Here is a 17312-nt window from a genome sequence, read left to right on the forward strand (position 1 = left end):
GGCAAGAGGTTCACTGTCGTGGCTAAAGAAAAATTTGATCGTTCCCTTCCCCACGTTAACGTCGGCACCATCGGCCACGTTGACCACGGTAAGACCACTCTGACCGCAGCTCTGACTCGCGTCTGCTCCGAAGTTTTCGGTTCGGCAGTCGTTGAGTTCGACAAGATCGACTCGGCTCCGGAAGAAAAAGCGCGCGGTATCACCATCAACACCGCTCACGTCGAGTACAACTCGAACATTCGTCACTACGCTCACGTTGACTGCCCGGGTCACGCTGACTACGTGAAGAACATGATCACCGGTGCTGCCCAGATGGACGGCGCGATCCTGGTTTGCTCGGCCGCCGATGGTCCGATGCCACAAACCCGTGAGCACATCCTGCTGTCCCGTCAGGTAGGCGTTCCTTACATCGTGGTCTTCCTGAACAAGGCTGACCTGGTAGACGACGCCGAGCTGCTGGAACTGGTCGAGATGGAAGTTCGCGACCTGCTGTCCACCTACGACTTCCCAGGCGACGACACCCCGATCATCATCGGTTCGGCTCGTATGGCCCTGGAAGGCAAAGACGACAACGAAATGGGTACTACCGCTGTCAAGAAGCTGGTAGAAACTCTGGATGCCTACATCCCTGAGCCAGTTCGTGCCGTTGACCAGCCGTTCCTGATGCCGATCGAAGACGTATTCTCGATCTCGGGTCGTGGTACCGTTGTTACCGGTCGTATCGAGCGTGGTATCGTCCGCGTTCAGGATCCGCTGGAAATCGTTGGTCTGCGTGACACTTCGACCACCACCTGCACCGGTGTTGAAATGTTCCGCAAGCTGCTGGACGAAGGTCGTGCTGGCGAGAACTGCGGCGTTCTGCTGCGTGGTACCAAGCGTGACGACGTTGAGCGTGGCCAGGTTCTGGTCAAGCCAGGTTCGGTCAAGCCGCACACCAAGTTCACCGCAGAAGTCTACGTTCTGTCGAAGGAAGAAGGCGGTCGTCACACTCCGTTCTTCAAAGGCTACCGTCCTCAGTTCTACTTCCGTACCACTGACGTGACCGGTAACTGCGAACTGCCGGAAGGCGTTGAAATGGTAATGCCAGGTGACAACATTCAGATGACTGTTACCCTGATCAAGACCATCGCAATGGAAGACGGTCTGCGCTTCGCTATCCGTGAAGGCGGTCGTACCGTCGGCGCCGGCGTCGTAGCAAAAATCATCGAGTAATCACTCGACCGATTGAAAAAACCCCCGCTCAGCGGGGGTTTTTTTTATTGGGTTGACACTAAATGGGGGCGTCTATAGAATCACGCCTCCTTTTAGCGGGCGTAGTGCGTCCGTTGGGAACAGCCTGGAGTCTGAAATCCAATGCAAAATCAGCAAATCCGTATCAGGTTGAAGGCTTTCGACCATCGCCTGATCGACCAATCCACCCAGGAAATCGTGGAAACCGCGAAACGTACTGGTGCACAAGTGCGTGGTCCAATTCCACTGCCTACCCGCAAAGAGCGTTTCACCGTTCTGGTTTCCCCGCACGTCAACAAAGACGCGCGTGACCAGTACGAGATCCGCACTCATAAGCGTGTTCTGGACATCGTCCAGCCAACGGATAAAACCGTTGATGCGCTGATGAAGCTTGATCTGGCGGCAGGTGTGGAAGTACAGATCAGCCTCGGCTAAGACTTCGGTCTGGTCGTGTAACGCTCTGAAATGGGCGGCCATAGCGGGTGAAAGCCCCGTACACTCATGAGGTTTACAACATGACTATTGGTGTAATCGGTCGCAAATGCGGTATGACCCGCATTTTCACCGAAGAAGGTGTCTCCATTCCGGTCACGGTCATCGAGATCGAGCCGAATCGCGTCACCCAGTTCAAAACTGAAGAAACCGATGGCTACCGTGCAGTGCAAGTCACTGTCGGCGAGCGTCGTGCTTCGCGTGTGACTGCCGCTCAGGCAGGTCACTTCGCCAAGGCCAACGTTGCCGCTGGTCGCGGTGTCTGGGAGTTCCGTCTTGAAGAAGGCGATTTCCAGGCTGGCGATCTGATCAAAGCTGAACTCTTCACTGCAGGCCAGCTGGTAGACGTTACTGGTCAGTCCAAAGGTAAAGGCTTCGCCGGTACCATCAAGCGCTGGAACTTCCGTGGCCAGGACAACACCCACGGTAACTCCGTGTCGCACCGTGTCCCAGGTTCCATCGGCCAGTGCCAGACTCCTGGTCGTGTGTTCAAGGGCAAGAAAATGTCCGGTCACATGGGCGCCGAGCGCGTGACTGTTCAGTCCCTGGAAGTAGTTCGCGTAGACGCTGAGCGCAACCTGCTGCTGGTCAAGGGTGCCGTTCCAGGCGCTACTGGCGGCGACGTGGTTGTACGTCCAGCTGTCAAGGCTCGCGGTTAAGGGGAAACTGACATGCAACTCAATGTAAATGACGCTCAGGCGATCGAAGTTTCCGAACTGACTTTCGGTGGCGAATTCAACGAGACGCTGGTACACCAAGCAGTCGTGGCCTACATGGCCGGCGGCCGTCAGGGCACCAAGCAGCAGAAGACCCGTTCCGACGTGGCTGGTGGCGGTAAGCGCCCATGGCGTCAGAAGGGTACTGGCCGTGCTCGTGCTGGTACCACTCGTGGTCCGATCTGGCGTGGCGGTGGTGTAACCTTCGCAGCTCGCCCTCAAGATCACTCGCAGAAGCTCAACAAGAAGATGTACCGCGCAGCCCTGCGCTCCATCCTCGCTGAGCTGGTGCGTAGCGACCGTCTGGTCGTGGTTCAGGACTTCGCTGTTGAAGCGCCGAAAACCAAAGATCTGCTGAACAAGCTGAACGGCATGGGTCTGAACGACGTACTGATCGTTTCCGACGCTGTTGATCAGAACCTGTACCTGGCTGCTCGCAACCTGCCGCACGTCGATGTACGTGACGTACAAGGTTCCGACCCGGTCAGTCTGATCGCATACGAGAAAGTGTTGATCACTGTCTCGGCCGTGAAGAAATTCGAGGAGCTGCTGGGATGAACCAGGAACGCGTATTCAAAGTCCTCCTTGGCCCGCACGTTTCCGAGAAGGCTACCGTTCTGGCTGAGAAAAAAGGCCAGTTCGTATTCAAGGTTGCTACCGATGCAACCAAGCTGGAAATCAAGAAAGCTGTCGAAGGCCTGTTCAACGTAAAAGTTGAAAACGTGTCGACTGTTAACGTTCTGGGTAAAACCAAGCGTACCGCACGTGGTCTGGGCAAGCGTAATGACTGGAAGAAGGCGATCGTCTCCCTTCAGCCAGGCCAAGATCTCGATTTCAGCAGCAGTGCTGAGTAAGGAAGGGGTGCATCATGGCAATCGTTAAATGCAAACCGACTTCCCCTGGCCGCCGTTTCGTGGTCAAGGTGGTCAACCAGGAGCTGCACAAAGGCGCTCCTCACGCACCGCTGATCGAGAAAAAATCGAAGTCTGGTGGTCGTAACAACAATGGCCGCATTACCACTCGTCACGTTGGTGGTGGTCACAAGCAGCATTACCGTCTGGTCGACTTCCGTCGCAACGACAAAGATGGCATCCCAGCCACTGTCGAGCGTATCGAATACGACCCGAACCGTACTGCTCACATCGCCCTGCTGTGCTACGCAGACGGTGAGCGTCGCTACATCATCGCCCCTAAAGGCGTGAGCGCTGGCGACCAGCTGATCGCAGGTGCCCTGGCCCCAATCAAGGCCGGTAACTCCCTGCAGCTGCGCAACATTCCAGTAGGTAGCACCATTCACGGCATCGAACTGAAGCCGGGTAAAGGTGCTCAGATCGCTCGTTCCGCTGGTGCCTCGGCTCAGCTGATCGCTCGCGAAGGTGTCTACGTGACCCTGCGTCTGCGCTCTGGTGAAATGCGTAAAGTCCTGGCTGAGTGCCGTGCGACCCTGGGCGAAGTCTCGAACTCCGAGCACAGCCTGCGTTCGCTGGGTAAAGCTGGTGCCAAACGCTGGCGCGGCGTTCGCCCAACCGTTCGTGGTGTTGCCATGAACCCGGTTGACCACCCACATGGTGGTGGTGAAGGTCGTACCTCCGGTGGTCGTCATCCGGTATCGCCATGGGGCTTCCCAACCAAGGGTGCGAAGACCCGTGGTAATAAGCGTACCGACAACATGATCGTCCGTCGTCGCAAGTAACTAGAGGGATACGACAGTGCCACGTTCTCTGAAAAAAGGTCCTTTTATCGATCTTCACCTGTTGAAGAAGGTCGAAGTGGCGGTGGAGAAGAACGATCGCAAGCCAGTTAAAACCTGGTCGCGCCGTTCGATGATCCTGCCACAAATGGTCGGTCTGACCATCGCGGTACACAACGGTCGTCAACATGTTCCAGTTCTGGTGAACGAAGACATGGTCGGCCACAAACTGGGCGAGTTCGCCGGTACCCGCACCTACCGCGGGCACGTGGCTGACAAGAAAGCCAAGCGTTAAGGGGTAAGGAAATGGAAGTAGCCGCTAAGTTGTCGGGCGCTCGCATCTCCGCCCAGAAAGCCCGCTTGGTCGCCGACCAGATCCGCGGGAAGAAGGTGGGCGAAGCGCTCAACCTGTTGGCCTTCAGCAGCAAAAAAGCCGCTGAAATCATGAAGAAAGTCCTCGAGTCGGCCGTTGCCAACGCCGAACACAACGAAGGCGCAGACGTTGATGACCTGAAGGTCTCCACCGTCTTCGTCAACGAAGGGCGTTCGCTGAAGCGCATCATGCCACGTGCCAAAGGCCGTGCTGATCGCATCGTCAAGCGGTCTTGCCATATCACTGTCAAGGTTGCGGACAAGTAACGGAGTCGATCAGATGGGTCAGAAAGTACATCCCACTGGCATTCGCCTGGGAATCGTCAAGGAGCACACCTCCGTCTGGTACGCAGACGGTGCTACTTACGCAGATTACCTGTTGAAGGATCTGAAAACGCGTGAGTACCTCCAAGACAAACTAAAAAGCGCGTCCGTAAGCCGTATCGATATTCATCGTCCGGCTCAAACTGCACGCATCACCATCCACACCGCTCGTCCCGGTATCGTTATCGGTAAGAAAGGTGAAGATGTCGAGAAGCTGCGTCAGGACCTGACCAAGCAGATGGGTGTGCCTGTGCACATCAACATCGAAGAGATCCGCAAGCCGGAACTCGACGCTATGCTGGTTGCGCAGAGCGTAGCTCAGCAGCTGGAACGCCGCGTAATGTTCCGTCGCGCCATGAAGCGCGCCGTACAGAACGCCATGCGTATTGGTGCCAAGGGCATCAAGATCCAGGTGAGCGGTCGTCTCGGCGGTGCTGAGATTGCTCGTACCGAGTGGTATCGCGAAGGTCGTGTGCCTCTGCACACCCTGCGTGCCGATATCGACTACAACACCTACGAAGCTCACACCACTTACGGTGTGATCGGTGTGAAGGTTTGGATCTTCAAAGGCGAAGTTATTGGTGGTCGCCAAGAAGAACTGAAACCACAAGCACCAGCGCCTCGTAAAAAAGCTGCTAAGTAAGGGGTACGCCAAATGTTGCAACCAAAGCGTACAAAATTCCGCAAGCAGATGACCGGCCACAACCGTGGTCTGGCACTGCGCGGTAGCAAAGTCAGCTTCGGCGAATTCGCCCTGAAAGCTGTTGCTCGCGGTCGCCTCACCGCTCGCCAGATCGAGTCCGCACGTCGTGCGCTGACCCGTCACGTAAAACGTGGCGGCAAGATCTGGATCCGTGTGTTCCCGGACAAGCCGATCTCCAAGAAGCCTCTCGAGGTTCGTATGGGTAAAGGTAAGGGTTCCGTGGAATACTGGGTTGCCCAGATTCAGCCAGGCAAAGTCCTGTATGAAATCGAGGGTGTTTCTGAAGAGCTGGCGCGCGAAGCTTTCGCCCTGGCTGCTGCAAAGCTGCCTCTCGCCACCTCCTTTGTTAAGCGGACGGTGATGTGATGAAAGCGAATGAACTTCGTGAAAAATCGGCACAGCAACTGAATGAGCAACTGCTCGGCTTGCTGCGCGACCAGTTCAATCTGCGTATGCAGAAAGCAACTGGCCAGTTGGGGCAGTCGCACCTGCTCTCGCAAGTTAAGCGTGACATCGCTCGCGTGAAAACTGTGCTCAACCAGCAGGCAGGTAAGTGATCATGGCTGAAGCTGAAAAAACCGTCCGTACGCTGACTGGCCGTGTCGTCAGCGACAAAATGGACAAGACCATCACCGTTCTGATCGAGCGTCGCGTCAAGCACCCGATCTACGGTAAATACGTTAAGCGTTCGACTAAGCTGCACGCGCACGACGAAGCCAACCAGTGCAAGATCGGCGACAAGGTTTCCATCCGTGAAACCCGTCCGCTGGCCAAGACCAAGTCCTGGGCACTGGTTGAAGTCCTCGAACGCGCTGTTGAAGTCTAAGGGCGAAGGGTCGGAGAAATTTTATGATTCAGACTCAATCCATGCTCGATGTGGCCGATAACAGCGGCGCTCGTCGCGTCATGTGCATCAAGGTGCTCGGCGGTTCGCACCGCCGTTACGCCGGCATCGGTGACATCATCAAGGTAACCGTCAAGGAAGCGATTCCGCGCGGTAAGGTCAAGAAAGGCCAAGTGATGACTGCTGTTGTCGTGCGCACCCGTCACGGTGTTCGTCGCGCTGACGGTTCCATCATTCGTTTCGACGGCAACGCTGCTGTTCTGCTGAACAACAAGCAAGAGCCGATCGGCACTCGCATCTTCGGGCCAGTGACCCGTGAACTTCGTACCGAGAAGTTCATGAAGATCGTCTCGCTCGCCCCTGAAGTGCTGTAAGGAGATCCGACATGCAAAAGATTCGTCGTGACGACGAGATCATCGTGATCGCCGGCAAAGACAAAGGTAAGCGCGGTAAGGTGCTGAAGGTTCTGGCTGACAACCGTCTGGTTGTTGGTGGCGTGAACCTGGTCAAGCGTCATACCAAGCCTAACCCGATGGCGGGCGTACAGGGCGGTATCGTCGAAAAAGAAGCGCCTCTGCACGCTTCCAACGTTGCCATCTTCAACGGTGAAACCAACAAGGCTGACCGCGTTGGTTTCAAAGTAGAAGACGGTAAAAAAATTCGTGTCTTCAAGTCGACCCAAAAAGCGGTTGATGCTTGAACACTGCTAGGTAGAAGACCATGGCACGACTGAAAGAGATTTACCGGAACGAAATCGCTCCCAAGCTTAAGGAAGAACTTAAGCTGTCGAACGTGATGGAAGTTCCGCGCGTTACCAAGATCACCCTGAACATGGGTCTGGGCGAAGCGATCGGCGACAAGAAAGTCATCGAGCACGCTGTTGCCGACCTGGAAAAGATCACCGGTCAAAAGCCGGTCGTGACTTTCGCTCGTAAATCCATCGCGGGCTTCAAAGTCCGTGAAGGCTGGCCGATCGGTGTCAAGGTGACCCTGCGTCGCGACAAGATGTACGAATTCCTGGACCGCCTGCTGGCGATCTCCCTGCCTCGGGTTCGCGACTTCCGCGGCCTGAATGCCAAGTCCTTCGATGGCCGTGGCAACTACAGCATGGGCGTGAAAGAGCAGATCATCTTCCCGGAAATCGACTACGACAAGATCGATGCTCTGCGCGGTTTGGACATCACCCTGACCACCACTGCTCGTTCGGACGACGAAGGCCGCGCTCTGCTGCGTGCTTTCAAGTTCCCGTTCCGCAACTGATTGGAGTAGGAAAATGGCCAAGAAGAGCATGAAAAACCGCGAGCTGAAGCGTCAGCTCACGGTAGCCAAGTACGCCAAAAAGCGTGCCGAGCTGAAAGCGACCATCGTCAACCTGAACGCCTCTCCTGAAGAGCGTTTCGCTGCCGTTGTCGCCCTGCAGAAGCAGCCACGTGATGCCTCCGCTTCGCGTCTGCGCAACCGTTGCCGCCTGACCGGTCGTCCTCACGGTGTATACCGTAAGTTCGGCCTGGGCCGTAACATGCTGCGTCAAGCTGCAATGCGCGGTGACGTACCAGGTCTGGTCAAGGCCTCCTGGTAATCGCTGCAGGCAGGAACCCGGCGGAAGGGGAGCAATCTTCCGACCGCCGGTGACGCCGCCAACAAACAAGCCCCTATATGGGGCTTGTTTCGTTTCTGCCTTGTGTCTAGAATGACCGGCTCACCTGAGCCTGGGTTTTTTGCCCTGTCCGCTCGGGTGGTTGTGATAGCCGCAAGGCTAATAATTCTTGTATCAGGAGCATCTAGCCCATGAGTATGCAGGACCCGTTAGCGGACATGCTAACTCGCATCCGTAATGCCCAGATGGCTGAAAAGTCCGTCGTAAGCATGCCTTCCTCCACCCTGAAGGTCGCGGTTGCCAAAGTTCTGAAAGACGAAGGTTACATCGCCGGCTACCAGGTAACTGGTGAGGCCAAGCCTTCCCTGTCGATCGAACTGAAGTACTTCGAAGGCCGTCCGGTCATCGAGGAACTGAAGCGCTCCAGCCGTCCAGGTCTGCGCCAGTACAAGTCCGTCGCAGAGCTGCCAAAAGTACGTGGCGGTCTGGGCGTGTCTATCGTCTCCACCAACAAAGGTGTGATGACTGATCGCGCTGCACGCGCTGCCGGTGTCGGCGGCGAAGTTCTGTGCACAGTGTTCTAAGGGGAGATAGGCATGTCTCGCGTCGCTAAGAACCCCGTTAAGCTGCCAGCAGGCGTCGAAGTCAAATTCGCCGGCCAGCAGCTTTCGGTGAAGGGTGCCAAAGGCACTCTCGAACTGAACGTTCACTCGTCTGTTGAAGTTACCGAAGAGTCTGGCGAGCTGCGTTTCGTCGCTCGCAACGGTGACCAGCAAGCTCGCGCCATGGCCGGTACCACCCGTGCCCTGGTGAACAACATGGTCCAGGGCGTAAGCCAAGGCTTCGAGCGCAAGCTCCAGCTGGTCGGTGTTGGTTACAAGGCACAGGCCAAGGGCACCGTCCTGAACCTGGCCCTGGGCTTCTCGCACCCAGTGGACTACGAACTGCCAGCCGGTATCACCGCTGAAACCCCAAGCCAGACCGACATCCTGATCAAGGGTATCGACAAGCAGCTGGTAGGTCAGGTGGCCGCTGAAATCCGCGACTTCCGTCCGCCAGAGCCTTACAAAGGCAAGGGTGTGCGTTACGCGGACGAAGTAGTCCGTCGTAAAGAAGCCAAGAAGAAGTAGGGCCTAGCAAATGACCGACAAAAAAGTTACTCGACTGCGTCGCGCTCGCAAAGCACGTCTCAAGATGCACGAACTCGAAGTCGTGCGCCTGTGCGTGTTCCGCTCCTCGCAGCACATCTACGCCCAGGTCATTTCGGCCGACGGCAGCAAGGTTCTGGCAAGCGCCTCGACCTTGGACAAAGAACTGCGTGATGGCGCCACTGGCAACATCGACGCGGCCACTAAGGTTGGCAAGCTGGTAGCTGAGCGTGCGAAAGCCGCCGGTGTATCTCAAGTTGCCTTTGACCGTTCCGGCTTCAAGTACCACGGCCGCGTCAAAGCGCTGGCTGATGCTGCTCGTGAAGGCGGGCTGGAGTTCTAAGTTATGGCAAATAACGATCAAAAGCGCGACGAAGGCTACATCGAGAAGCTGGTTCAAGTTAACCGCGTTGCCAAAACCGTAAAAGGCGGCCGTATCTTCACCTTCACCGCGCTGACCGTGGTAGGTGATGGTAAGGGTCGTGTTGGCTTCGGCCGTGGCAAATCGCGCGAAGTACCTGCCGCGATCCAGAAAGCCATGGAAGCTGCTCGCCGCAACATGATCCAGGTTGACCTGAAGGGCACCACCCTGCAGTACGCCACCAAGGCTGCCCACGGCGCCTCGAAGGTTTACATGCAGCCTGCCTCGGAAGGTACCGGTATCATCGCTGGTGGCGCAATGCGTGCTGTCCTGGAAGTTGCTGGTGTTCAGAACGTTCTGGCCAAGTGCTACGGTTCGACCAACCCAGTGAACGTGGTTTACGCCACCTTCAAGGGTCTGAAAGCCATGCAATCTCCTGAATCCATTGCTGCCAAGCGCGGCAAGAGCGTCGAGGAGATCTTCTGATCATGGCAACCGTAAAAGTAACGCTGATCAAGAGCGTCTCGGGCCGTCTGCCTAACCACAAGCTGTGCGTTAAGGGCCTGGGTCTGCGTCGCATCGGTCACACTGTAGAAGTCCAGGATACTCCCGAAAACCGCGGGATGATCAACAAGGCTTACTACATGCTGAAGGTCGAGGGTTAATCGATGAAACTCAATGATCTGAGTCCAGCGCCGGGTTCCCGTCGCGAGAAGCATCGTCCAGGTCGTGGTATCGGTAGCGGTCTGGGTAAGACTGGCGGCCGTGGTCACAAAGGTCAGACTTCCCGTTCGGGTGGTTCGATCGCTCCTGGCTTCGAAGGCGGTCAACAGCCGCTGCACCGTCGTCTGCCGAAGTTCGGCTTCGTTTCCCTGAAAGCCATGGACCGCGCCGAAGTGCGTCTGTCCGAGCTGGCCAAGGTGGAAGGCGACGTGATCTCCGTGCAATCCCTGAAGGATGCCAACGTGATCGGCCAGAACGTACAGCGCGTGAAAATCATGCTGTCTGGCGAAGTCACTCGCGCAGTCACCATCAAGGGTATCGCAGCCACCAAGGGTGCGCGTGCGGCTATCGAAGCAGCTGGCGGCAAGTTCGAGGAATAAATGGCTAAGCAAGGTGCTCTCTCTTCGCTCGGTAAGGGCGGGATGTCGGAACTCTGGGCTCGTCTGCGCTTTCTGTTCATGGCGATCATCGTCTATCGGATAGGTGCGCATATCCCGGTTCCTGGCATCAATCCAGACCGTCTGGCGGATCTGTTTCGGCAGAATGAGGGGACCATTCTTAGCTTGTTCAACATGTTTTCCGGTGGCGCGCTCGAGCGCATGAGCATCTTTGCACTGGGGATCATGCCGTACATCTCGGCATCGATCATCATGCAGCTGATGACGGCGGTCAGCCCGCAACTGGAGCAGTTGAAGAAGGAAGGTGAAGCTGGCCGTCGCAAGATCAGCCAGTACACCCGCTACGGCACCGTTATCCTGGCACTGGTTCAAGCCATTGGCATGTCCATTGGCCTGGCCAACCAGGGCGTGGCGTTTTCTGTAGGCCTGGGCTTCCATGTCGTCGCCGTCTCCACCTTCGTGGCGGGCGCGATGTTCATGATGTGGCTGGGCGAGCAGATCACCGAGCGCGGTGTGGGCAACGGTATCTCGATGTTGATCTTCGCGGGTATCGTTGCCGGTCTTCCGAGAGCAATCGGGCAGTCTTTCGAGTCTGCGCGCACAGGCGATATCAACATTTTCGCCCTGGTCGCTATCGGTTTGCTGGCAGTAGCGATTATCGGCTTCGTGGTGTTCATTGAGCGTGGTCAGCGTCGTATCGCCGTTCACTACGCCAAGCGTCAGCAGGGCCGCAAGGTCTTCGCTGCGCAGACCAGCCACTTGCCGCTGAAGGTGAACATGGCGGGGGTAATCCCGGCCATTTTCGCGAGCAGCATTCTGCTGTTCCCGGCTTCGCTGGGTGCCTGGTTCGGTCAGTCCGAGGGTATGGGCTGGCTGCAGGACATCTCGCAGTCGATCGCTCCTGGTCAGCCGTTGAACATTCTGCTGTTTAGTGCGGGGATCATTTTCTTCTGCTTCTTCTACACAGCGCTGATGTTCAACCCGAAAGACGTAGCGGAAAACCTGAAGAAGTCCGGTGCCTTTATTCCGGGTATCCGTCCTGGTGAGCAGTCGGCACGCTACATTGATGGCGTTCTGACCCGTTTGACCATGTTCGGTGCTCTTTACATGATGGCCGTCTGCCTTCTGCCCCAGTTCCTGGTGGTGGCAGCAAATGTGCCGTTCTACCTTGGCGGGACCTCGTTGCTGATTGTGGTAGTGGTTGTGATGGACTTCATGTCCCAAGTACAATCGCACCTCGTTTCGCACCAGTACGAATCCCTGATGAAGAAAGCCAACCTGAAAGGCTACGGTGGCAGCGGTCTGCTGCGCTGATACGCCCCTAAGGTTCGAGGAGTCGGTAATGAAAGTTCGTGCATCGGTGAAAAAGCTGTGCCGTAACTGCAAGATCATCCGTCGCGAAGGCGTCGTACGAGTGATCTGCAGCGCGGAACCGCGTCACAAACAGCGCCAAGGCTGAGTGTGATCTGCGCTTCAAACCCAGCAGCTAGTGTGCTGCTGGGTTGATTATTCGTTTCTACAGCGATATTATCTCGCGCCCTATTTCTTGGCTTCCGGGGCGTAGGTAGCTGTCAATTGGAGTCCCACTGAATGGCCCGTATTGCAGGCGTCAACATTCCAGATAACAAGCATGCTGTTATCTCGCTGACCTACATCTATGGTGTCGGTCGCACTACTGCACAAAAGATCTGTGCAGACGCTGGTGTAAACCCAGCCGCTAAGATCAAGGATCTGAGCGACGAGCAAATCGAAACCCTGCGTGGCGAAGTCGCGAAGTTCACCACCGAAGGTGACCTGCGTCGTGACATCAACATGAAGATCAAGCGCTTGATGGACCTGGGTTGCTACCGCGGCCTGCGTCATCGTAAAGGTCTGCCGGTTCGCGGTCAGCGCACCAAGACCAACGCACGCACCCGTAAGGGCCCGCGTAAGCCGATCCGCAAGTAATCGCCCAGGAATATAGACATGGCAAAACCTGCTGCTCGTCCTCGTAAGAAAGTCAAAAAGACAGTGGTTGATGGCATCGCCCACATCCATGCCTCTTTCAACAACACCATCGTGACCATCACCGACCGTCAGGGCAATGCTTTGTCCTGGGCGACCTCCGGTGGTTCGGGTTTCCGTGGTTCGCGCAAATCCACCCCGTTCGCAGCCCAGATCGCTGCTGAGCGTGCTGGTCAAGCTGCGCTGGAATACGGTCTGAAGAACCTCGACGTAAACGTCAAGGGTCCAGGTCCAGGTCGTGAGTCCGCCGTTCGTGCACTGAACAGCTGCGGCTACAAGATCGCCAGCATCACCGACGTGACGCCAATCCCGCACAACGGGTGCCGTCCGCCGAAGAAGCGTCGCGTGTAATCAGGAGACAGATAAATGGCACGTTACATTGGTCCAAAATGCAAACTGTCTCGTCGTGAAGGCACTGACCTGTTCCTGAAGAGCGGCGTTCGCGCTCTGGAATCGAAGTGCAACATCGAAGCAGCCCCAGGTATCCACGGCCAGCGCCGTGGCCGTCAGTCCGACTACGGTACCCAGCTGCGCGAGAAGCAAAAAGTTCGTCGTATCTACGGTGTTCTGGAGCGTCAGTTCCGCGGTTACTACCAAGCTGCAGCCTCGAAAAAAGGCGCAACCGGTGAGAACCTGCTGCAACTGCTCGAGTGCCGTCTGGATAACGTCGTCTACCGTATGGGCTTCGGCTCGACTCGTTCCGAGTCCCGTCAGCTGGTTTCGCACAAAGCGATCAGCGTCAACGGTAAGACTGTAAACATTCCATCCTACCAAGTTCGTCCGGGTGACGTGGTCGCGGTTCGCGAGAAGTCGCTGAACCAGCTGCGCATTGTTCAAGCCCTTGAACTGTGCGCCCAGCGTGGCCGCGTTGAGTGGGTTGACGTGGATGCTGCTAAAAAGTCGGGCGTTTTCAAGAACGTTCCTGCTCGCAGCGACCTGTCTGCCGACATCAACGAGAACCTGATTGTCGAGCTCTACTCCAAGTAAGGGCTAGAAAATAGGTGCATCCATGCAGATTTCGGTAAATGAGTTCCTGACTCCCCGCCACATTGATGTGCAGGTAGTCAGTCCGACCCGCGCCAAGATCACGCTCGAGCCTCTCGAGCGTGGCTTCGGCCATACCCTGGGCAACGCGCTGCGCCGCATCCTGTTGTCCTCCATGCCTGGCTGTGCAGTAGTCGAGGCCGAGATCGACGGCGTACTCCACGAGTACTCCGCGATCGAAGGTGTTCAGGAAGACGTAATTGAAATCCTGTTGAACCTGAAAGGCCTGGCTATCAAACTGCACGGTCGTGACGAAGTTACGCTGACCTTGTCGAAAAAGGGTTCGGGGGTGGTTACCGCTGCCGATATTCAGCTGGATCACGATGTCGAGATCGTCAACCCCGATCACGTAATCGCGAACCTGGCGTCGAACGGCGCCCTGAACATGAAGCTCACTGTAGCTCGTGGTCGTGGTTACGAGCCGGCCGACTCCCGTCAAACCGACGAAGACGAAAGCCGTAGCATTGGCCGTCTGCAGTTGGACGCTTCGTTCAGCCCGGTGCGTCGTATCGCCTATGTGGTCGAGAACGCCCGTGTTGAACAGCGTACCAACTTGGACAAGCTGGTCATTGATCTGGAAACCAACGGCACCCTGGATCCTGAAGAGGCTATCCGCCGCGCTGCGACCATCCTGCAACAGCAGTTGGCCGCGTTCGTCGACCTCAAAGGTGACAGCGAGCCTGTCGTAGTCGAGCAGGAAGACGAGATCGATCCGATCCTGCTGCGTCCGGTTGACGACCTGGAACTGACTGTACGTTCGGCCAACTGCCTCAAGGCGGAGAACATCTACTACATCGGCGACCTGATTCAGCGTACCGAAGTAGAGCTGTTGAAGACTCCTAACCTGGGCAAGAAGTCCCTGACTGAAATCAAGGACGTCCTGGCCTCTCGTGGTCTGTCTCTCGGCATGCGCCTCGACAACTGGCCGCCTGCAAGTCTTAAGAAAGACGACAAGGCGACCGCCTGATCGTCGTAATCACCGAACGTAGTGTTTGGTAAGGAATGAATCATGCGTCATCGTAAAAGTGGACGTCACCTGAGCCGTACCAGCTCTCACCGCAAGGCTATGTTCCAGAACATGGCAGTGTCGCTGATTGAGCACGAGCTGATCAAAACCACCCTGCCGAAAGCCAAGGAACTGCGCCGCGTTGCCGAGCCGCTGATCACCCTGGCCAAGGAAGACAGCGTAGCTAACCGCCGTCTGGCCTTCGATCGTACCCGTTCGAAGTCCGCTGTTGGCAAGCTGTTCAACGACCTGGGCAAGCGTTACGCCACCCGTCAGGGCGGCTACCTGCGCATCCTGAAGTGCGGTTTCCGCGCTGGCGACAACGCTCCTATGGCGTACGTCGAGCTGGTTGATCGTCCGGTCGGCGGTGCTGTAGAAGCTGCTGAGTAAGACGTTCTGTCTGCTACAAAAAACCGGGCCTAGTGCCCGGTTTTTTGTTTCAAGGTTTATTGTTTATTTCTATTGATACAAGTCATGTAATGCATTTGTTCTTGTAACCTTGCTCGTCAATACTCTCTCCAGAGCCGATTAGCCGGCGCTTGAAGACCGATAAGGAGAGCCCATGAGCAAGATTCTCACCACCGCCAGTGGTGCACCTGTAGCAGATAATCAGAATTCCCGTTCCGCCGGACCGCGCGGCCCGCTGCTGCTCGACGACTTCCACCTGATCGAGAAGCTCGCCCACTTCAACCGCGAGAACATTCCTGAGCGCCGCGTACACGCAAAAGGCTCGGGCGCCTACGGCACCTTTACCGTCACCCGCGATATCACCGGTTACACCAGTGCCAAGTTGTTTGAACAGGTTGGCAAGCAGACCGAAACCTTCCTGCGCTTCTCCACTGTTGGTGGTGAGCGTGGCTCTGCAGATACCGAGCGCGACCCCCGTGGTTTTGCCGTCAAGTTCTACACCGAGGAAGGCAACTGGGACATCGTCGGTAACAACACGCCGGTGTTCTTCATCCGCGACCCACTGAAGTTCCCGGACTTTATCCACACCCAGAAGCGTCACCCGCAATCCAACCTGAAGAACGCTCAGATGATGTGGGACTTCTGGTCGCACTCTCCCGAGGCGCTGCATCAGGTCACCATTCTGTTCTCCGATCGCGGCATTCCGGACGGCTACCGCCACATGCACGGCTTCGGTAGCCATACCTACAGCCTGATCAATGCCAAGGGTGAACGCACCTGGGTCAAATGGCACTTCAAGACCCAGCAAGGCATCAAGAACCTCGCACCGGCAGATGCCGCGCGCCTGGCAGGTACCGACCCGGACTACGCCCAGCGCGACCTGTTCGAAGCCATCGAGCGGGGCGATTACCCACGCTGGACCGTATGCATCCAGGTGATGAGCGAAGCCGAGGCTGCCAGCCGCGACGAAAACCCCTTCGACGTTACCAAGACCTGGTCGCAGAAGGACTACCCGCTGATTGAAGTGGGCGTGCTGGAGCTCAACCGTAACCCGCTGAACTACTTTGCCGAGGTCGAGCAGGCTGCGTTTGGCCCGAGCAACATGGTGCCGGGTGTTGGCCTGTCGCCGGACCGCATGCTGCAAGGGCGGGTATTCGCCTACGCCGACGCGCACCGCTACCGGGTGGGTACCAACCACCAGCAGCTGCCGGTGAATGCACCACGCTGCCCGGTCAACAGCTACCAGCGTGATGGTTCCATGGCCGCTGGCAGTTATGGCAGCGCGCCGAACTATGAGCCCAACAGCTACAACGATGCACCGAAGCAGTCGCCACGCCACGCCGAGCCTGCGCTGGCCCTGAATGGTTCCGCAGACCGTTACGACCACCGCGAAGACACCGACTACTACAGCCACGCCGGTGCGCTGTTCCGCCTGATGAACGATGAGCAGAAAGCCCTGCTGATAAACAACATTGCCGGCACCATGGCAGGCGTCAGCGAAGATGTGATACAGCGTCAGCTGCAATACTTCTTCAAGGCCGATCCGGCCTATGGCGAAGGGGTTGCCAAGGCCTTGGGCATCAATCTCGCCTAAGTCGAAGTGATAAGAAGAACCGCCCTCATTTGGGCGGTTTTTCAATGAATATCACTACTGTTTAACCGATTTTTTGCTTCTGATTGCGCGGTTTTCAGTGACCCCAGGCAAAAGCTGGTTCACACTATATGGCATAGACGTTTTCACATGGAGAAGCAGGGCGATGCAAGGTCACCCGGACGTAATCAATTACCTCGTTACGCTGCTGAAGGGCGAACTGGCGGCGCGCGACCAGTACTTCATTCACTCGCGTATGTACGAAGACTGGGGCCTGTCCAAGCTCTACGAGCGCATCAACCACGAAATGGAAGAAGAGACGCAGCACGCCGATGCTCTGATGCGTCGCATCCTCATGCTTGAAGGCACCCCCGACATGCGCGCGGACGACCTGGAAGTGGGCAGCACCGTGCCGGAAATGATCGAGGCCGACCTCAAGCTCGAGTACAAGGTACGCGGCGCGCTGTGCAAAGGCATCGAGCTGTGCGAGCTGCACAAGGATTACATCAGCCGCGACATTCTGCGCGCTCAGTTGGCTGATACCGAAGAAGATCACACCTACTGGCTGGAGAAGCAGCAGGGGCTGATCAAGGCCATTGGCCTCGAGAATTACCTGCAGTCGCAGATGTAAAAGCCTGGGGCTGCTTTGCAGCCCTATCGC

At 56.8% G+C, this 17312-nt stretch carries 31 protein-coding genes; all 31 read left to right on the top strand.

Annotation, left to right across the window (positions count from 1 at the left end; genetic code table 11):
* The first annotated feature begins 18 nt into the window (after positions 1-18).
* The gene (gene tuf, locus V3314_RS06065) at positions 19-1212 is read left to right on the top strand and encodes an elongation factor Tu (RefSeq protein WP_013970634.1); all 1194 of its coding nucleotides are present in this window, start codon (positions 19-21) and stop codon (positions 1210-1212) included.
* 141 nt (positions 1213-1353) lie between these two features.
* Positions 1354-1665 (top strand): 30S ribosomal protein S10, encoded by a 312-nt coding sequence (rpsJ, locus tag V3314_RS06070; protein WP_003186070.1) that lies wholly within the window; start codon positions 1354-1356, stop codon positions 1663-1665.
* Between the two features lie 80 nt (positions 1666-1745).
* Positions 1746-2381, top strand: a complete 636-nt coding sequence (gene rplC / locus V3314_RS06075; RefSeq protein ID WP_003257089.1) for a 50S ribosomal protein L3 — start codon at positions 1746-1748, stop codon at positions 2379-2381.
* A gap of 12 nt (positions 2382-2393) precedes the next feature.
* A complete protein-coding gene (rplD, locus tag V3314_RS06080) occupies positions 2394-2996 on the top strand; it encodes a 50S ribosomal protein L4 (RefSeq protein WP_008089819.1) in 603 nt (200 codons plus the stop codon).
* Positions 2993-3292, top strand: coding sequence for a 50S ribosomal protein L23 (gene rplW / locus V3314_RS06085; RefSeq protein WP_003255484.1), 300 nt, complete (start codon positions 2993-2995; stop codon positions 3290-3292). The genes rplD and rplW overlap by 4 nt, the downstream gene beginning before the upstream one ends.
* 14 nt (positions 3293-3306) lie before the next feature.
* Entirely contained in the window at positions 3307-4131 is an 825-nt protein-coding gene (gene rplB / locus V3314_RS06090) for a 50S ribosomal protein L2 (RefSeq protein ID WP_015268750.1), read from the top strand.
* 16 nt (positions 4132-4147) lie between these two features.
* The gene (gene rpsS / locus V3314_RS06095) at positions 4148-4423 is read left to right on the top strand and encodes a 30S ribosomal protein S19 (RefSeq protein WP_003255482.1); all 276 of its coding nucleotides are present in this window, start codon (positions 4148-4150) and stop codon (positions 4421-4423) included.
* An 11-nt stretch (positions 4424-4434) separates the two neighbouring features.
* On the top strand, positions 4435-4767 hold the full coding sequence (gene rplV / locus V3314_RS06100) for a 50S ribosomal protein L22 (protein ID WP_003103908.1): 333 nt from the start codon (positions 4435-4437) through the stop codon (positions 4765-4767).
* Positions 4768-4780: 13 nt separating this feature from the next.
* Positions 4781-5467 carry a 30S ribosomal protein S3 gene (gene rpsC / locus V3314_RS06105; protein ID WP_003255481.1) on the top strand — a complete coding sequence of 229 codons (687 nt, stop codon included), beginning with the start codon at positions 4781-4783 and terminating at the stop codon, positions 5465-5467.
* Between the two features lie 12 nt (positions 5468-5479).
* On the top strand, positions 5480-5893 hold the full coding sequence (gene rplP, locus V3314_RS06110; protein ID WP_003255479.1) for a 50S ribosomal protein L16: 414 nt from the start codon (positions 5480-5482) through the stop codon (positions 5891-5893).
* Positions 5893-6084, top strand: coding sequence for a 50S ribosomal protein L29 (gene rpmC, locus V3314_RS06115; protein WP_002555481.1), 192 nt, complete (start codon positions 5893-5895; stop codon positions 6082-6084). The genes rplP and rpmC overlap by 1 nt, the downstream gene beginning before the upstream one ends.
* A 2-nt stretch (positions 6085-6086) precedes the next feature.
* On the top strand, positions 6087-6353 hold the full coding sequence (gene rpsQ, locus V3314_RS06120) for a 30S ribosomal protein S17 (RefSeq protein ID WP_003255478.1): 267 nt from the start codon (positions 6087-6089) through the stop codon (positions 6351-6353).
* Between the two features lie 23 nt (positions 6354-6376).
* Complete coding sequence (gene rplN, locus V3314_RS06125; RefSeq protein WP_002555479.1) at positions 6377-6745, top strand: 50S ribosomal protein L14; 369 nt, start codon at positions 6377-6379, stop codon at positions 6743-6745.
* 11 nt (positions 6746-6756) lie between these two features.
* Positions 6757-7071 carry a 50S ribosomal protein L24 gene (rplX, locus tag V3314_RS06130; RefSeq protein ID WP_013970637.1) on the top strand — a complete coding sequence of 105 codons (315 nt, stop codon included), beginning with the start codon at positions 6757-6759 and terminating at the stop codon, positions 7069-7071.
* Between the two features lie 20 nt (positions 7072-7091).
* On the top strand, positions 7092-7631 hold the full coding sequence (gene rplE / locus V3314_RS06135; protein ID WP_003257095.1) for a 50S ribosomal protein L5: 540 nt from the start codon (positions 7092-7094) through the stop codon (positions 7629-7631).
* A 13-nt stretch (positions 7632-7644) separates the two neighbouring features.
* Positions 7645-7950, top strand: a complete 306-nt coding sequence (rpsN, locus tag V3314_RS06140; protein ID WP_013970638.1) for a 30S ribosomal protein S14 — start codon at positions 7645-7647, stop codon at positions 7948-7950.
* Between the two features lie 209 nt (positions 7951-8159).
* Entirely contained in the window at positions 8160-8552 is a 393-nt protein-coding gene (gene rpsH, locus V3314_RS06145) for a 30S ribosomal protein S8 (protein WP_009681971.1), read from the top strand.
* A gap of 12 nt (positions 8553-8564) precedes the next feature.
* The gene (rplF, locus tag V3314_RS06150; RefSeq protein ID WP_009681972.1) at positions 8565-9098 is read left to right on the top strand and encodes a 50S ribosomal protein L6; all 534 of its coding nucleotides are present in this window, start codon (positions 8565-8567) and stop codon (positions 9096-9098) included.
* A gap of 10 nt (positions 9099-9108) precedes the next feature.
* Positions 9109-9459, top strand: coding sequence for a 50S ribosomal protein L18 (gene rplR, locus V3314_RS06155; protein ID WP_009397496.1), 351 nt, complete (start codon positions 9109-9111; stop codon positions 9457-9459).
* A 3-nt stretch (positions 9460-9462) separates the two neighbouring features.
* A complete protein-coding gene (gene rpsE, locus V3314_RS06160; protein ID WP_003255465.1) occupies positions 9463-9963 on the top strand; it encodes a 30S ribosomal protein S5 in 501 nt (166 codons plus the stop codon).
* A 2-nt stretch (positions 9964-9965) separates the two neighbouring features.
* A complete protein-coding gene (gene rpmD, locus V3314_RS06165) occupies positions 9966-10142 on the top strand; it encodes a 50S ribosomal protein L30 (protein ID WP_003255463.1) in 177 nt (58 codons plus the stop codon).
* A gap of 3 nt (positions 10143-10145) precedes the next feature.
* Positions 10146-10580: a 50S ribosomal protein L15 gene (rplO, locus tag V3314_RS06170; protein ID WP_003257107.1), complete on the top strand. Its 435-nt coding sequence runs from the start codon at positions 10146-10148 to the stop codon at positions 10578-10580.
* Positions 10581-11912, top strand: a complete 1332-nt coding sequence (secY, locus tag V3314_RS06175) for a preprotein translocase subunit SecY (RefSeq protein WP_003257108.1) — start codon at positions 10581-10583, stop codon at positions 11910-11912.
* Between the two features lie 28 nt (positions 11913-11940).
* Complete coding sequence (gene rpmJ, locus V3314_RS06180; RefSeq protein ID WP_002555468.1) at positions 11941-12057, top strand: 50S ribosomal protein L36; 117 nt, start codon at positions 11941-11943, stop codon at positions 12055-12057.
* A 131-nt stretch (positions 12058-12188) separates the two neighbouring features.
* Positions 12189-12545: a 30S ribosomal protein S13 gene (gene rpsM, locus V3314_RS06185; RefSeq protein WP_003257112.1), complete on the top strand. Its 357-nt coding sequence runs from the start codon at positions 12189-12191 to the stop codon at positions 12543-12545.
* A gap of 18 nt (positions 12546-12563) precedes the next feature.
* On the top strand, positions 12564-12953 hold the full coding sequence (gene rpsK, locus V3314_RS06190) for a 30S ribosomal protein S11 (RefSeq protein WP_003255454.1): 390 nt from the start codon (positions 12564-12566) through the stop codon (positions 12951-12953).
* Between the two features lie 15 nt (positions 12954-12968).
* Positions 12969-13589: a 30S ribosomal protein S4 gene (gene rpsD, locus V3314_RS06195; RefSeq protein WP_003257114.1), complete on the top strand. Its 621-nt coding sequence runs from the start codon at positions 12969-12971 to the stop codon at positions 13587-13589.
* A gap of 22 nt (positions 13590-13611) precedes the next feature.
* Positions 13612-14613 (top strand): DNA-directed RNA polymerase subunit alpha, encoded by a 1002-nt coding sequence (gene rpoA / locus V3314_RS06200; protein WP_003255452.1) that lies wholly within the window; start codon positions 13612-13614, stop codon positions 14611-14613.
* A gap of 42 nt (positions 14614-14655) precedes the next feature.
* Positions 14656-15042, top strand: coding sequence for a 50S ribosomal protein L17 (gene rplQ, locus V3314_RS06205; RefSeq protein ID WP_003255451.1), 387 nt, complete (start codon positions 14656-14658; stop codon positions 15040-15042).
* 172 nt (positions 15043-15214) lie between these two features.
* Positions 15215-16654, top strand: a complete 1440-nt coding sequence (locus tag V3314_RS06210; protein WP_046615920.1) for a catalase — start codon at positions 15215-15217, stop codon at positions 16652-16654.
* A gap of 163 nt (positions 16655-16817) precedes the next feature.
* On the top strand, positions 16818-17282 hold the full coding sequence (gene bfr / locus V3314_RS06215) for a bacterioferritin (protein WP_003257116.1): 465 nt from the start codon (positions 16818-16820) through the stop codon (positions 17280-17282).
* The last annotated feature ends 30 nt before the right edge of the window (positions 17283-17312 follow it).

This window comes from Pseudomonas sp. TE3-3-F2023 (assembly GCF_036784815.1).
Taxonomy (GTDB): Bacteria; Pseudomonadota; Gammaproteobacteria; order Pseudomonadales; family Pseudomonadaceae; genus Aquipseudomonas; species Aquipseudomonas pudica.

Excerpts from the sequence above, each read along its gene's own strand:
- rplF (WP_009681972.1), top strand. The coding sequence starts at position 8,565 with ATGTCTCGCGTCGCTAAGAACCCCGTTAAGCTGCCAGCAGGCGTCGAA.
- rpsD (WP_003257114.1), top strand. The coding sequence starts at position 12,969 with ATGGCACGTTACATTGGTCCAAAATGCAAACTGTCTCGTCGTGAAGGC.
- rplX (WP_013970637.1), top strand. The coding sequence starts at position 6,757 with ATGCAAAAGATTCGTCGTGACGACGAGATCATCGTGATCGCCGGCAAA.
- rplB (WP_015268750.1), top strand. The coding sequence starts at position 3,307 with ATGGCAATCGTTAAATGCAAACCGACTTCCCCTGGCCGCCGTTTCGTG.
- bfr (WP_003257116.1), top strand. The coding sequence starts at position 16,818 with ATGCAAGGTCACCCGGACGTAATCAATTACCTCGTTACGCTGCTGAAG.
- rpoA (WP_003255452.1), top strand. The coding sequence starts at position 13,612 with ATGCAGATTTCGGTAAATGAGTTCCTGACTCCCCGCCACATTGATGTG.
- rplE (WP_003257095.1), top strand. The coding sequence starts at position 7,092 with ATGGCACGACTGAAAGAGATTTACCGGAACGAAATCGCTCCCAAGCTT.
- rpmD (WP_003255463.1), top strand. The coding sequence starts at position 9,966 with ATGGCAACCGTAAAAGTAACGCTGATCAAGAGCGTCTCGGGCCGTCTG.
- rplC (WP_003257089.1), top strand. The coding sequence starts at position 1,746 with ATGACTATTGGTGTAATCGGTCGCAAATGCGGTATGACCCGCATTTTC.
- rpmJ (WP_002555468.1), top strand. The coding sequence starts at position 11,941 with ATGAAAGTTCGTGCATCGGTGAAAAAGCTGTGCCGTAACTGCAAGATC.
- rplO (WP_003257107.1), top strand. The coding sequence starts at position 10,146 with ATGAAACTCAATGATCTGAGTCCAGCGCCGGGTTCCCGTCGCGAGAAG.
- rplW (WP_003255484.1), top strand. The coding sequence starts at position 2,993 with ATGAACCAGGAACGCGTATTCAAAGTCCTCCTTGGCCCGCACGTTTCC.
- rpsK (WP_003255454.1), top strand. The coding sequence starts at position 12,564 with ATGGCAAAACCTGCTGCTCGTCCTCGTAAGAAAGTCAAAAAGACAGTG.
- rplQ (WP_003255451.1), top strand. The coding sequence starts at position 14,656 with ATGCGTCATCGTAAAAGTGGACGTCACCTGAGCCGTACCAGCTCTCAC.
- rplN (WP_002555479.1), top strand. The coding sequence starts at position 6,377 with ATGATTCAGACTCAATCCATGCTCGATGTGGCCGATAACAGCGGCGCT.
- rplV (WP_003103908.1), top strand. The coding sequence starts at position 4,435 with ATGGAAGTAGCCGCTAAGTTGTCGGGCGCTCGCATCTCCGCCCAGAAA.
- rpsE (WP_003255465.1), top strand. The coding sequence starts at position 9,463 with ATGGCAAATAACGATCAAAAGCGCGACGAAGGCTACATCGAGAAGCTG.
- rpmC (WP_002555481.1), top strand. The coding sequence starts at position 5,893 with ATGAAAGCGAATGAACTTCGTGAAAAATCGGCACAGCAACTGAATGAG.
- rplD (WP_008089819.1), top strand. The coding sequence starts at position 2,394 with ATGCAACTCAATGTAAATGACGCTCAGGCGATCGAAGTTTCCGAACTG.
- rpsQ (WP_003255478.1), top strand. The coding sequence starts at position 6,087 with ATGGCTGAAGCTGAAAAAACCGTCCGTACGCTGACTGGCCGTGTCGTC.
- rplP (WP_003255479.1), top strand. The coding sequence starts at position 5,480 with ATGTTGCAACCAAAGCGTACAAAATTCCGCAAGCAGATGACCGGCCAC.
- rplR (WP_009397496.1), top strand. The coding sequence starts at position 9,109 with ATGACCGACAAAAAAGTTACTCGACTGCGTCGCGCTCGCAAAGCACGT.
- secY (WP_003257108.1), top strand. The coding sequence starts at position 10,581 with ATGGCTAAGCAAGGTGCTCTCTCTTCGCTCGGTAAGGGCGGGATGTCG.
- rpsJ (WP_003186070.1), top strand. The coding sequence starts at position 1,354 with ATGCAAAATCAGCAAATCCGTATCAGGTTGAAGGCTTTCGACCATCGC.
- rpsM (WP_003257112.1), top strand. The coding sequence starts at position 12,189 with ATGGCCCGTATTGCAGGCGTCAACATTCCAGATAACAAGCATGCTGTT.
- rpsN (WP_013970638.1), top strand. The coding sequence starts at position 7,645 with ATGGCCAAGAAGAGCATGAAAAACCGCGAGCTGAAGCGTCAGCTCACG.
- rpsH (WP_009681971.1), top strand. The coding sequence starts at position 8,160 with ATGAGTATGCAGGACCCGTTAGCGGACATGCTAACTCGCATCCGTAAT.
- rpsC (WP_003255481.1), top strand. The coding sequence starts at position 4,781 with ATGGGTCAGAAAGTACATCCCACTGGCATTCGCCTGGGAATCGTCAAG.
- V3314_RS06210 (WP_046615920.1), top strand. The coding sequence starts at position 15,215 with ATGAGCAAGATTCTCACCACCGCCAGTGGTGCACCTGTAGCAGATAAT.